10 protein-coding genes are annotated in these 13,966 nt (G+C 39.6%); 6 read left to right on the top strand and 4 right to left on the bottom strand.

Annotated elements, in window-relative coordinates; all coding sequences use genetic code 11:
- Positions 1 to 297: 297 nt before the first annotated feature.
- From N0824_RS01495 to N0824_RS01505, 3 genes are all read left to right on the top strand, one after another.
- Positions 298 to 2,310: a phospholipase effector Tle1 domain-containing protein gene (locus N0824_RS01495; RefSeq protein ID WP_108935429.1), complete on the top strand. Its 2,013-nt coding sequence runs from the start codon at positions 298 to 300 to the stop codon at positions 2,308 to 2,310.
- A gap of 51 nt (positions 2,311 to 2,361) precedes the next feature.
- Entirely contained in the window at positions 2,362 to 2,847 is a 486-nt protein-coding gene (locus N0824_RS01500) for a hypothetical protein (protein WP_108935430.1), read from the top strand.
- A gap of 111 nt (positions 2,848 to 2,958) precedes the next feature.
- The gene (locus N0824_RS01505) at positions 2,959 to 4,620 is read left to right on the top strand and encodes a GUN4 domain-containing protein (RefSeq protein WP_108935431.1); all 1,662 of its coding nucleotides are present in this window, start codon (positions 2,959 to 2,961) and stop codon (positions 4,618 to 4,620) included.
- 238 nt (positions 4,621 to 4,858) lie between these two features.
- Here N0824_RS01505 and gnd read toward each other — a convergent pair whose 3' ends face one another.
- Positions 4,859 to 6,280, bottom strand: a complete 1,422-nt coding sequence (gnd, locus tag N0824_RS01510) for a decarboxylating NADP(+)-dependent phosphogluconate dehydrogenase (protein WP_108935432.1) — start codon at positions 6,278 to 6,280, stop codon at positions 4,859 to 4,861.
- A gap of 277 nt (positions 6,281 to 6,557) precedes the next feature.
- On the opposite strand from gnd, the gene N0824_RS01515 reads away from it, so the two are divergent.
- Both N0824_RS01515 and N0824_RS01520 read left to right on the top strand, forming a co-directional pair.
- Positions 6,558 to 7,340 carry an MBL fold metallo-hydrolase gene (locus N0824_RS01515; protein ID WP_108935433.1) on the top strand — a complete coding sequence of 261 codons (783 nt, stop codon included), beginning with the start codon at positions 6,558 to 6,560 and terminating at the stop codon, positions 7,338 to 7,340.
- A gap of 243 nt (positions 7,341 to 7,583) precedes the next feature.
- Positions 7,584 to 8,537, top strand: a complete 954-nt coding sequence (locus N0824_RS01520) for a site-specific DNA-methyltransferase (RefSeq protein WP_108935434.1) — start codon at positions 7,584 to 7,586, stop codon at positions 8,535 to 8,537.
- A 119-nt stretch (positions 8,538 to 8,656) separates the two neighbouring features.
- On the opposite strand, the gene N0824_RS01525 is transcribed toward N0824_RS01520, so the two are convergent.
- Together N0824_RS01525 and N0824_RS01530 are read right to left on the bottom strand one after the other, a co-directional pair.
- Positions 8,657 to 9,727 (bottom strand): glycosyltransferase family 1 protein, encoded by a 1,071-nt coding sequence (locus N0824_RS01525; RefSeq protein ID WP_108935435.1) that lies wholly within the window; start codon positions 9,725 to 9,727, stop codon positions 8,657 to 8,659.
- Positions 9,728 to 9,743: 16 nt separating this feature from the next.
- The gene (locus N0824_RS01530; protein WP_108935436.1) at positions 9,744 to 10,874 is read right to left on the bottom strand and encodes a glycosyltransferase family 1 protein; all 1,131 of its coding nucleotides are present in this window, start codon (positions 10,872 to 10,874) and stop codon (positions 9,744 to 9,746) included.
- 463 nt (positions 10,875 to 11,337) lie between these two features.
- Here N0824_RS01530 and N0824_RS01535 point away from each other — a divergent pair, with 463 nt between their 5' ends.
- The gene (locus N0824_RS01535) at positions 11,338 to 12,435 is read left to right on the top strand and encodes a WD40 repeat domain-containing protein (RefSeq protein ID WP_108935437.1); all 1,098 of its coding nucleotides are present in this window, start codon (positions 11,338 to 11,340) and stop codon (positions 12,433 to 12,435) included.
- Between the two features lie 45 nt (positions 12,436 to 12,480).
- Here the strand turns inward: N0824_RS01535 and N0824_RS01540 are convergent, their stop codons facing one another.
- A complete protein-coding gene (locus tag N0824_RS01540) occupies positions 12,481 to 13,821 on the bottom strand; it encodes an AAA-like domain-containing protein (RefSeq protein WP_108935438.1) in 1,341 nt (446 codons plus the stop codon).
- Positions 13,822 to 13,966: the final 145 nt, after the last annotated feature.

Raw genomic sequence — 13,966 nt, forward strand, 5'->3', positions numbered from 1 at the left:
CTATTGATGGCGATAGGGATTGGGGTCAACTACTCTGAGTTTCTGGCCCCAGCAAGTGCCGGCTCTGGAATATTAGTCGTTGACTCCTAAGTAGCTGTTTGCAATTAAATAGAAGATAGGTTTTGCACTCGATCCCCCCTGCCCCCCTTAATAAGGGGAGTGCCGACAGGCGGGGGTATCTTAGAGTTTTTTACGCCCATCTACTTACACATTTATTTATATATATCGCTAGATAACTAAAATGTGTTAAGCTAGGCGGTAGCATTCCCTCTTTTTCCCCAGTCGATGACAAAACCAATGGCTGAACAACGCTCTGTACTAAAATTTAATGGCATTGATGATCATATTGATTTATCCCACGGATTTCTTGACATCGATCAGAGTATTACCATTACATTTTGGGCAAAAGGGGAAAATAATTTAGCTACAGAAACCACTCTTTTAGAAGCTGTTAATCAGGAAAATAACCGCGTTCTACATATTACCTTGCCCTGGGGCGATCCCGTGAAACCTGCTATTTTTTGGGATGCGGGAAATGAAGAAGGTTTTGATCGAATTGAAAAAAAAGTCAAGCTTAAAGATTATAATAATTGGACTCATTGGGCCTTTGTCAAAAATGCGACCACGGGCCGAATGCTGATCTATCGCAATGGTATCATTTGGCATCGTGGCAACGGTCATAACCGTGCCTTAACGGGGGTTGAAAAAATCATCTTGGGAGCCTCTGTTAATCTCTCCCATTATTGGCAAGGTTGTCTTGCAGAACTTTCTCTTTGGAATCAAGCGCGTAGCCAAGAAGAAATCCAAAAAGCGATGTATCAATCTCCCCGGGTTGATGACCTTGGCTTAGTTACTTATTTATCACTCAATGGCAGTGCCGAGGATCAAACAAGTTATAGCAATCATGGTATTCTTTATGGGACAACCTGGCAACTAGATAGTCTTCCCTCTAAACCGACCTCGATCCCTAAATCAAAAATTCAGACTAGCAGTAAAGCTAGAAAGAATGCCAGAAGGATAACAATGGTCAACGCAATTTTTAATTCCCTGGAAGAAACCGAAGTGGTTGAACAGGCTGTTCAAGCTGAAAATCAAGAACCTTCCCCGGAAGAGAATCCAGAATCAATTATAATCCCTGAAGAAGCTGCTCTTCCCAAAAATGAAATTGAGGAGATTACTGAAACTGCAATTTCTGAACCGGATATCCTCACTTATTCAAACCAGAAAAAACGGTTAATTATTTGCTGTGATGGTTCTTGGGAAGACTCTACCAGTGCTTACCCCACCAATGTGGTTAAATTCGCCGAATCTATTAAGTATATTGCCGAGGATCAAACCCCACAAATCGTCTTTTTGTCAGGTTCTGGCACCCCCGAAGATAACGAATTTATTAAAAGTTTAGGGAATGAAACTTTTGGCTGGGGCCTTGATCGAATGATTCAAGATGCCTATCGTTTTCTTGTCCTTAACTACAATCCCACAACCGAGGATGAAATTTATTTGTTAGGTTTTAGTCGAGGCGCATATATCGTTCGTTGTTTGGCTAGTTTTATCGATAAATGTGGAATCCTAAAACGCTCTAAGATTAAAGAAATTCCCCTAGCTTATCAACTATATCGAGACCACACCGTTAGTTCCGATAGTGCCAAAGCTCAACAATTCCGTGCCGCTAATGCTAAAAAAATTGAGACAGAAAAGGAAGATTTTCAAGATCGTATTCCAGTTAAGATGTTAGGTTGTTGGGATACAGTTGGCAATTTTGGTATTCCTGATTTAACTCCTTGGTTTCCCCTGGCTAAGTTTTATCATAAAAAATATGAATTTAGTAACACAAAATTAAGTCCGATTATCCAGAATGCTTTTCATGCTGTTGCCATTGATGAAAAACGGAAAAACTTCCCTTCCACTCCGATAAAAGCCAATCCAGAAAATCCCGAACAAGTTGTCAAAGAAGTTTTATTTGTGGGTGAACATACCTGTCTAGGTGGTGGCAAAAAAGAATATCAAGGACTTTCCGATTACCCGTTACAATGGATGATTAATCAAGCCAAAAAATTGGGATTAGAGTTTGACTCAACCACCTCTGAATTTGAGGAATTCCCAATTAAACTAGACCCGACCATCAAGTTCGATAATACTGTTAAAGGATTGTCGGCCTTGGGAGGTGAGCAATGGCGATATTTCAATGCCAAAGTTGTCACTGTTCATCACAGTGTGGTAAAACGATTAAAGGCTTTTTCCGATTATCGTCCCAAAAGTCTTGAACCTTTTCTTCAAGCTTTACTTGACGACGATCAACAGACAGATTAACCTTGCTTTAGAATTAAACTAATCCTTCGCTAGAAATTTGAGGTGATTTTTATGGAACTCGATAACATTATCAAAAAAGTGGCAGGTACTTATTTAGCTTCGGCTATTATTGCTGTCATCGTGCTAATTCTGACCCTCGGACAACCCTTTGTAGTTTTTCTGGGTATTGGAGCGATGGGGTTGGTTACTGTCCTAGGAGATGCAATTGCTCAGTACGGAATTGAAGCGGTTCTGAATGCTTTTTACGCCGAGCGAAGTAAACAAGAATCCCTGGAAACACTTTTGTCTGAAATTGATGCTTTACCTCTGACTGATGACCTGAAATTAAAAACTAAAAAATACTTGACTGACCATCAAGAACAGACAGTAAAACAGGAAGAAACGGTAACTGAGCCAACTCCTGAAAGTCCTCAAACAGTTGTTGTTGAAAATGAACCAGTTGTTGAAAATGAACCGGTTGTTGAAAATGAACCGGTTGTTGAAAATGAACCGGTTGTTGAAAATGAACCGGTTGTTGTTGAAGTGGAAAATGTTTAATTAGGTATTGCTCCCTGTTGCCATAGCTGGGAGCAGAGGATAATTGTTGATAAGTATTGAGAAATTTTTTGGTCTAAGATAGCTATGCTAAATAGGAACTCTCAACATCTGATGACCTATAAAAAAATTGCCATTTATGAGCAAAGCTATCAACTTCCTGTTTTTAAAAATAGATACTTAAAAAATTTTCAGAAAATCATCAAGGAACGTCGGAAATTAATTAAGGAAGGAGTTCGCTACCATTACTATTTTGGTAAGATTATCAAACGAAAAGAAAAAATTACTCAACAGGAAATCTTAATCGAGACGCAGTTATTAATTAAAGACTATAACTTATTAATTAATGGACTAGAAATCTATCAAGACGGATATTATCGTTTTTTACTCCAACTCAGTGACAATCTCAAAAATTTATTTTCCCAAAAATATCAAGAATTAAAAATCTTAGACTACGAGAGAATAAAGTTAGAGATTAAAAATAATAATAATCAAAACATTCTCGAGCAGCTCAAGTTGGAAAAACAGGAAAATTTTCGGGCAATTTTACTACTGGGAAAAACATCTTTTTTGATGTTGAAAAAAACCAAATTACTAGGGGAAGGAGTTCAGAAATTAGCCGAGGATACTCAAAAGCAGAAAAAAATTGTGCAAGCAATTATTCAAGAACTCAAAATTTATGAGGAATTAAATCATTATCAACTCAAATCTCAACGAGTTCGCCAAGAAATTGCTGAGCTTGCCCAAAATGCGATTAATTTTGAAACCTACTTACAGGACTATTTTGCTCCTTTTCAATTATTAATAGAAGAAGTTATTAAGGTGGATGAAGAATTTTATGCAACAGTTGGAGAAATTAAGTATTTGGTAGATAATATTTTTATACCTCAGCCTGATCTGTTAGAAACGTCAGATTCAGCAATAAATTCTGAGTTTTTGCTGAATTTTCTGGCGACTGGTTACGAGAAAGAAGCAAGGTTAAAAGATGCTTTTTCTTCTGATCAATTTAATGATTACTTATTCACTGAAAGTGAATGGTCAGCACAATTTATTTCCCTAGAAAAAACCATCAATAAATTATCTCATCATTTAGCAGAACAAGAGGTTTGTCAAAAAGACACTATTCTAAAAACTCCCCTAGAAATAGTTGTCTCTCAATTCACTCAAAACAATATTGACAAATCTTCTAGTTCCAAAAATCCCCAGACTTCCCCAAATATCTTAACTCAAGAATCGGCGGATCTTGATTATAATCAATTACAAGATTTGCTAAGAAAGCAACAGTGGCAAGCGGCTGATCGCCAAACGACTAAACTACTATTGAAAATTTTGGGTAGGACCTACTGGAATGAGGTTTATCCTCAAGATATTGCTCAATTACCTTGTTCGGAACTGAAAAAAATTGATCAACTTTGGCTTCATTATAGTCATGGTCATTTTGGGTTTAGTATTCAGCAGGCTATTTTCTCTAGTCTCGGTGGTTTAGTGGATTATGAAACCCAAAAGAAACTAGGCGATCGCCTAGGTTGGCGGAAGGAAGGTCAATGGCTCAATTATGAGCAACTAAACTTTCAATTAGAGCCGAATTCTCCCCTCGGTCATTTACCGGTTCATTGGTTGATTTTTGAGGAAAATCTTTGTTATCCATCTGCCGAGGTGGCTGACCATCAAAACTCCGTGGCTTTCTGGAGAGTTGGCAATTGGTTATTGTGGCAACTTCACCTCGTTTTCAGCAAAATTCAAGCCTGTGGAATTATTCCTCTATCTGACTTTTAAAGCCATTATCCTATTAAAAACTGATTTGCTATCAGACTAAATCTGGTTATTAAAGACTGATTATTTATTCCCCTTTTTGCATGAGTGCATGAGTAGAAAACGGGTTTCTCCGAGAAACCCGTTTTCTGTGCGTTACTCAACGGATTTAGTATAACTCTTAATCAGAAAAATATCGCCAAAAAATCCCCCCTTTGATCACGAAGAAAAGGAGGGAAAAAGCTCTTAAGTCCCTTGCCGTTTAGGCCATCCATTCCGTATGGAAAAACTCACCTCTGGGTTTATCGGTACGTTCATAGGTATGAGCGCCAAAATAATCCCGTTGTGCTTGGGTGAGATTTTGCGGTAAATTAGCTCGACGATAACTATCAAAATAGTCCAAAGAAGAACTAAAAGCCGGGACGGGAATTCCCAACTTATTAGCTAAGACTAACACCTCACGCCATGCCTCTTGGCGATCGAGGATACTTTGCTTAAATTCCGGTGCTAACAACAAATTCGGCAGGCCCGGATTTTCCGCAAAAGCCTTGCGAATTTTATCCAAGAAACCGGCCCGAATAATACAGCCGCCCTTCCATATCCGGGCCGATTCCGGCAGACTGATATTATAGTTAAACTCCTGAGAAGCTTTAGCGATTAAAGCCATACCCTGGGCATAGGAACACATTTTCGAGCAGTAAAGAGCATCACGCACCTTATCCACAAATAGTGCCGCATCCCCCGGATAGGTTTCCCCGGGTCCGGGTAACTCTTTTGAGGCTGCCACCCGTTCATCCTTATAAGCGGACATCACGCGAGCATTAACCGCAGCATAAATGGTCGGAATTGGCACCCCCAACTCTAAGGAACTTAACACAGTCCAGCGTCCTGTTCCCTTTTGTCCCGCCGAATCCAGGATTAAATCCACCAGATGATGACCAGTTTCCGGGTCAACATACTTAAAGATATCGGCGGTAATTTCAATTAAATAAGAATTAAGCTCATCGGTGCGGTTCCACTCGGCGAAAGTTTCCTGTAACTGCTGATTGCTTAGTCCTAGACCATTTTTCAGCACATCGTAGGCTTCCGCAATTAACTGCATATCGCCGTACTCGATGCCATTGTGAACCATTTTCACATAATGGCCTGCCCCCCCGGAGCCAACGTAAGTGACACAGGGACCATCATCGACTTGGGCGGCAATTTTGGTTAAAATCGGCTCTAATTCCCGATAGGCGAACTCTGTACCCCCCGGCATCAGGGAAGGACCGTGCAGAGCGCCTTCTTCGCCACCACTGACCCCCATCCCGACAAAACCCAGTTTAGTGGTCGATTCTAGGTCGCGGGTGCGTCTTTCCGTGTCCTCGTAGAGGGAGTTACCGCCATCGATAATCATATCTCCTTCTTCGAGAAGGGGTTTTAATTGTTCAATCACGGCATCCACCGGCGGGCCAGCTTTTACCATGACCAGAATTTTGCGGGGACGCTCTAAAATTTGGACGAATTCTTCTAAACTATAGGCCGCCTTGACATCTTTGCCGACGGCGCGAGTTTCCATAAATTCTTGAGTTTTGCTGGCGGTGCGATTGTAAACAGCGATGGGAAAACCCCGACTCTCCACATTGAGAGCGAGATTTTCTCCCATGACAGCTAGTCCGATAACACCGAAGGTACGTTTAGTCATAGAAATTCAGTCTCGGCTGATGCGTTCTTCCTCCCCTTTTAGCGCCTACTTTCCCTAAGATAGCTAAACTTTCCCTATTTCTTAAGCCTTGACTAATCAGGAGGCAGGAGATAGGAGTCAGTAGCCGGTCGTCAGGAGATAGGAGATTATTTTTTTATTCTCCCAACTCCCTGCTCCCCATCTCCCCAATTCATAATTCATAATTCATAATTCATAATTCCTCAAAAAAATTAATGCTAATGTTAAATTAAATTAAGAAAATCCTCATTCTTGTTATATGCAGTTAACTTGGCTTGATAGTAATTCTTGGTTAATCGAAATCGGGGGAAAACGCCTGCTTCTCGACCCTTGGTTGGTAGGTTCCCTGACTTTTGGTAATTTAACTTGGCTATTTGAGGGCAAAAAAACCGCTAATCATGCCATTCCCCAAAATATCGATCTGATTCTTCTCTCCCAAGGTTTGGAAGATCACGCCCATCCTCCTACTTTACAGGTACTCGATCGCCAAATTCCCGTGGTGGCTTCTCCTAATGCCGAAAAAGTGGTTCGAGCGCTTAATTATACCCATCGCATTTCTTTAACCCACGGCTCTCGTTATATCTTTGACAATGCGATCGAAATTACTGCCGTCCCCGGTTCTCCAGTCGGGCCGACTCTGGTGGAAAATGGTTATGTTATCAAGGAATTAGCGACAAATCAGAGTATCTACTACGAACCCCACGGTTATCATTCTCCTAGCCTCGATTCTCTCGGTAAAATTGATGTTATTATCACTCCTTTGATTGACTTAAAAATACCTTTCCTCGGACCGGTAATCAAAGGACAAGAAAGCGCCTTAGCAGTCTGTCAACGCTTGCAGCCTCAATATATTATTTCTACGGCTGCTGGTGGTGATATCGAGTTTAAAGGGTTATTGATGGCGGTGTTAAGTGCTGAGGGTAGTCCCGAATCTTTTCAAGAATTATTAACATCCCATGACTTGCCGACAAAGGTAATTGATCCTCGTCCTTGGCAACCTTTTACAGTGGAATTAGGCGAGTGCGTTTCTGGTTTGAGCTAATCTGAGTTAAGGGAAGAATAGAAAAAAGTTAAAACTTTCTTCCCGATTTTTATCTAAAAAAGTAGAATTTTTGTTATATCTTTGCTGGCTACAGATGACATTAATTGTTTGAAAAAACTGGCTCTCTTGAATATTAGATGTAAAATGGGTAAAACCCCACACCCCACACCCCACACCCTGCCCCCAGGAAAAACTTTTTCAGCAAACCCTAATTAAAAGTGGCTCTTCTCTGCTAAATTTTCTATGAATCAGTTGCCCTTATTTTCTCAGTCAAAATCAGTGCGAGACTTTTATCAACCTGATGCCGAAATAATTCTTTATCAAGGAGATACCAATAATTTTATCAAGACTATACCAGATAATTCTGTGAGCTTGATTATTACTTCTCCTCCCTACAATTTAGGAAAAGACTACGAAAAAAAAATCTCTTTGGATACTTATCTGGAAACCCAAACCAAAATTATGCGAGAATTCTCTAGAATCTTGCAAGATAATGGCAGTATTTGCTGGCAGGTGGGAAATTTCGTTCAAGAGGGAGAAGTTTATCCTTTAGATATTTTTTATTATCAGCTATTTAAACAAATGGGCTTCTTTTTAAGAAATAGAATTGTCTGGCATTTTGGCCATGGACTACATACCTCTAAAAGATTTTCTGGCAGGTATGAAACTATTTTGTGGTTGACAAAAACCGATAAATATACTTTTAATCTTGATCCAGTGAGAATCCCCGCTAAATACCCTGGTAAGCGCCATTTTAAAGGTAAAAATATCGGTAAACCCTCTGGTAATCCTTTAGGGAAAAATCCCAGCGATGTTTGGGAGTTTTTAGCACAAGAATGGGATGAGTTACTATGGGATATTCCTAACGTTAAATCTAATCATCCAGAGAAAACTATCCATCCTTGTCAATATCCAATCGAATTAGTAGAAAGATGTGTTTTAGCCTTGACAAATGAGGGGGATTGGGTTTTCGATCCTTTTGCTGGGGTTGGAACTTCTCTGATTGCTAGTATTATGCACAATCGTCGAGTGATGGGGAGTGAAAAAGAAGCAGAATATGTGAAAATTGCCCAAGAAAGAATCGCCGCTTATTTGCAAGGAAATCTCAAAATTCGTCCTTTAGGAAAACCTATTCATCAGCCTACTGGTCAAGAAAAAGTTGCTCAAATTCCCCAAGAATGGCACAATAATATATAGTAATTAACACTGAATCTCCCCAGGAGAGTACAGGTTTTTGCTCTCATATCCTTGGGTTTTAATGCTTACTGCCGTCTAACCCATCCGGCAATGATTGATAAGTTTTTTTGTCACCATTTTTAGAGAAAACTTTGCAGAATTGTGGCGGTTTCTTGTCCAGTTTTTGCCCAACTAAAAAGCTCGGCGCGTTGGCGACTCAGGGATTTTAATTTAAGACGCAATTGGTTATTTTTAGCGATTTGCTGCATTGCCTCTCTCATCTCATCGATACTATAGGGATTAATTAAAATTGCCGCCTCTCCTGTGACTTCTGGGAGAGAGGAAAGATTAGAAGTAATGACAGGGGTTCCACAGGCGATCGCTTCTAGTACAGGTAATCCGAAACCTTCCCAAAGGGAGGGATAAACTAAAGCAGTTGCTTGGTTTAAAAGTTGCGGCAATTTTTCATAGGAAACATAGTTTAAAAATTGCACTCTTTGAGAGATTGATAATGCTTCTACCTGTTGCTGTAGAGCCGGCGTAAAACGGGGGTCAAATTGACCGACAATTAATAATTGATATTCGGGATCGATTTGGGAAAAAGCAGTAATTAAACGACCGAGATTTTTATGAGGATCATAACGACCAAGATAGAGAAAATAGGGACGAGTCGCCAGATTTAGCGGACGAAAATTGTGAGAATCATAGCCAGAAAGAATCACGGTTATTTTGTCAATAGGTATGTTAAAAAACTTATTAATATCGGCGGCCGTTGCTTGGGAAACAGCGATAATATGCGTGGCTTTTTTCAGGACTTGGGGTAAATAGTATTTATTATAAAAAGTTAGCGGAGAAAATTTCGGGAATCGCAGGGGAATTAAATCATGGACTGTGACAATATAGCGGCAATTTCCATAAATAGGTGCTTCGGGAATGGGGGTAAATAGCAGGGAAGACTTTAATTGTTGATAGGTTTGATAGAGTTGGGTTTCTGTCCAAATTAAGCGCCTAATATTGCCTTGAGTTCCCTGTTCCTGGGTGAGGTTTGCCGACACAGGATAGGTGTTAAAATCTGGGTAACTATTAGAAGTGATTAGGGTAGGATTTAAGTTGGCTAATTGGGGAATGAGATTTTTAGTATAGGTAGTTAATCCAGTATATTTAGTACCTAGAAAAGCGAGATTGATTAATAATTGATAATTTTTATTCATAGATATTTGCTAGTTATTATAAAAGAGAAAGATAAGCTTTTATAGTAGCTTGTGCAGTTTTTTGCCAAGAGAATTTTGCCGCTTGTTTTTTTCCTTTCGTGATTAATTCTTGACGGAGAGAGGTATCACTAATAACTTGATAGATTGCCGCAGCAATTTCTAGGGGATTATCCGGATTAATTAATATTGCCGAGTCTCCCGTGACTTCGGGTAAGGATGCAGTATTAGCAGTTACCACGGGACAACCTAAAGTCATCGCTTCTAAAACTGGTAATCCAAAACCTTCATAAAAGGAAGGATAGATAAAAACATCGGCTTTTTGATAATAATCTGCAACTAAGTCATCGGCAAGATAATCAAGATGTTGGATACTATCTCGAAAGGGAGACTGAGATATTTTCTCAAAAATTGGTTGATACTTCCATCCTTTTTTGCCAATCAGAATCAGATTATGGTCTAATTTATACCTGTCCTTGAGATAGTTAAAAGCATCGATAAGATTAATAATATTTTTTCGTGGTTCTAGGGTACTAACAAAGAGTAAATAGGGTTTAGTGATAGTTAGAGATGAGGGAGAATTGGGGAGGGAAGAATAACGACTTGCAAGGGGAGTAACAAAAATTTTCTCTGGGTTCACATCTAAATATTCGATAATATCTCGTTTGGTACTTGCGGAGTTAGCAATAACTAAATCTGTCCATTGTAGAGATTGTTTAATGCGTTGGGTGTAGGTTTTGACAATCCCCGTGACAAACTCAGGATATTTCATAAAAGTAACATCATGAATAGTCATAACTTGACGACTCTGACGACAAGGATACACCACATGATCCAATCCGTGGAGAATATCGGGAGAATCAAGAAAGTTTTCTAGATAGGGAATTAGAGGATTAGGAAATCGGGTTAAGATATTGCTAAGACTGACGGGAATTGGTAAACATTTAACCTCTGGATAGGATTGCAGTTTTTCGGGAATAGAAAGATTACCCCGCAGCCAGTTTTTTACCGATGGTTGAAAACAGAGGGACAGGGAAAAGTTTTCTTGGTTTTGTAATTTAGCTAATTCGGCAATCAGGTGATAAGCATATAATCCAATTCCGCTAGGATTTTGTCTTATTGGTGTACCATCAACTAAAATTTTAAGCATTTGCGGTTAGATGAGATTGACGGGATAGATATTTTTAACATTACACATTCAATTGTCAATCTTGCTCGCTTAGGACAAGATTAAAATCGGCAATAAACTCCACCCTAATAGTTAATCTTACCCTATAACGTCCCTAAATAGCAGCCTTTTTGGGCTAGGTTACGGCGAATACTTAATTTATCGGGCAATTTTTTCGATTATTGTCCCTTCACCTACCCTATTACTATGATTGTCAACGGGTACTTATAAGCTAAGACCTATTTTAATCGCCTATCCTTAGATTAGCTGAATCTCCTTGACGAGAAACGCTGTAATTAGTTATAATTAGGGAAGAATGGCTTCCCCGTACTTGTGGTGAGCGGAGATTTCTCAAAAGTTATCTCAGGGATGGCTTAGTCCCCTACAGAATCACTAACATCGGGTAATGCTGAAAAATACTGATTAACTAACTAATGTTTTCACTATGTTTAATCGCTTAGTATCTTTTAAATCTTTAGAAGGCCATGAAGGTGAGGTTAAATGTCTAACTTTTTCCCAAGATGGTAAATTTTTGGCTAGTGCTGGAGATGATGGTAATATTCTAATCTGGGAATGGAGAAAAAATCAGAAGTTTTATTTAAATAAAAAAATTGATCAAGTTTTTGAAGATGATATAAATAAAATGTTTGGAGATCTAGAGGAGGGGATTGGAAATATATTTGGAAATAAGGGTGGAATCGCTATACCTAAAATTAATGATATATTCTCAAAACCACCTCAAGTAAAGATTTCGGAGATTGATGATATATTTCCAAGACATAGACATAAAAGAATCAACTCTGTTGCTTTTAGTCCCTGTCAAGGATTTTTGGTCAGTGGAGGAGATGATCAAACCGTAAGAATTTGGTCACTGGAAACTAAAGAACTAATCTCTACCTTAACGGGACACCAAGACAAAGTTACAGCAGTAGCTGTTCATCCCGATAGGGAAATTATTGCTAGTGGCAGTGAAGATAAAACGGTGAAAATATGGTCAGTAAAAACTGGAGAAATTCTTTCCACATTACAAGGTCATAGCGATAAAGTCCTAACAGTTAAATTTAGTCAAAATGGTCAACTTTTAGCCAGTGGTGGCGGCGAAAATGACAAAACGGTAATTATTTGGAATCTGGGAGAAAAGAGCAGTATTACCTTAAAAGGTCATTCCGATTGGTTTGGAGGTATTTTATCGGTAGATTTCGGCAGTAATAACAAATTTTTAGCCAGTGGCAGCAAAGACAAAACTATTAAAATCTGGGATATTAAAAGAGGTACAGAGGTAAAAACTCTCAGCGAACATAGTGATCATATCAATTCAGTTAGTGTTAGTCCTAATAATCAACTATTAGCCAGTGGTAGTGATGATAAAAGCTTAAAATTATGGGATTTAAAAGCAGCAGGAAGAGTAATTATTTCTATTCCCCATCCCCAGAAAATCTATGCGGTTTGTTTTAGTCCCGACGGTAATTATATCGCCACGGCCTGCCAAGACAAAATCGTTAGAGTTTATGCCACTTCCGAACTACAATCTTTAGCAAGTTGAACAATCTTTGAGCGCACCAGATGCTTATCGGTGTCTAATTATCCACTAGAGATTGCTGCCGGTCTGTTCCTCTCGGAAGTAAAGCTGATATAATTGACAGCTAGGCTGGGCTAGGTCGCCTTTTAACTGAATTAAACCCATACTTTCCAGTTTATAGGCAGTAATCGGTTCTAATCGCGCTCCCTTATCGGGAGAATTAACCACTTCCCCCATCGCCGTCAATAATTCCGGCTGTTTTTGCAGATTATCCCAGTGATGACGCAGGTGTGCCGCATAAATTCCCCCTTGGGTAGCAGCATTAGGGAGAATATTTTTTTCCCCGCGCACCAGCGCTTCCAGGGCCAAACGGCTAAGATAGGGATGACCAGCGACTAGAGCAATTAAATCCCTAAGAAAACGCTGATTATCGTCATTTTTGGGCAATCCGTAGCTACTAGCCAAGTTTTCCAGTTGTTCGAGGCTAAAACCGGGTAATTTAATCGCACGACCGACATTAAAGGGAGATTGATTAGCGTCCAATTGAATATAGATTTCCGTGGAATTAGCAATCGCTAACCGCAAATTCTGCCAGATTTCCAAATTATTAGCTTCTTCGTGCCAACAGCGCAAAAGCGGCAGAAAATCCCTAGCGATGTCCGGATACTCGAAAATTCTGTCTAAATTATCTAGGGCCAAAAAGAGCGGCCCGTTAATCTGTTCCAAAAGATAGGACTGAAAATAGGTTTGACAACTGATTAAACTGCCAAATAGTTCCTCATCCCAATATTCATCTAATTGCGGCTTTAAACCCAATTCTCGGCTAACATTTGCCGAAAACCAGCGACAAAATCGGTCTAAACTGGCAAACATCGCCTTTTCTGCCACTTGACAATTAATATAAACTGTGCTATGTCCCCAACTATCTGCCTGAGCGAGCAGATGTTTAAGCAGAGAAGTTTTACCGGTCTTTTCGGGGGATTTAATGCGAATGAGTGACCCCGGACGATTAATTTCTTGATAACAGTCGCTTTCGACGGGAGGGCGGCTAATATAACTATCTATAACCGATTTTTCTGCTAGTATCGGGACGGGTTGATTTCTCCATTCAGGATATTTGATATCTTTGAACCATTCTCGGAGGATTTGGAACTTACCCGGCCCTTTACTACCTAATTCGAGTTCGGGACAGCCATTATCTTTATCTGCCGAGAAATAGCTATAGATTTTGGTCATTTGTTTTTTATAGGTTTCATGGCTGGCAGCCTCAGCCATTTCCCAAATTTCCTCATCGGGTTTACGCCAATTTTCGTAGGCAAAACGAACTAAAAAAATCTCCTTTAATTTGCCTTGAACACCGTATTCTCTAGCTAGATGTTTGAGAAACTCGTCCCATCCCTGTGGTTTCATCCCGTTCTACTTTATTCTACTTATATTCCCTTTTTTTCCATGTTAACCCCTTTTTCCCTCTTGGCAATGGGACTGACATCCGAGAGAAAAAGCCCTATGGTAAAAATAGGTCAATTACCTGATGGTGTCTAAGGGAGTAAAACCA

It is taken from the genome of Microcystis sp. 0824 (genome assembly GCF_003112475.1).
GTDB lineage: Bacteria > Cyanobacteriota > Cyanobacteriia > Cyanobacteriales > Microcystaceae > Microcystis > Microcystis aeruginosa_C.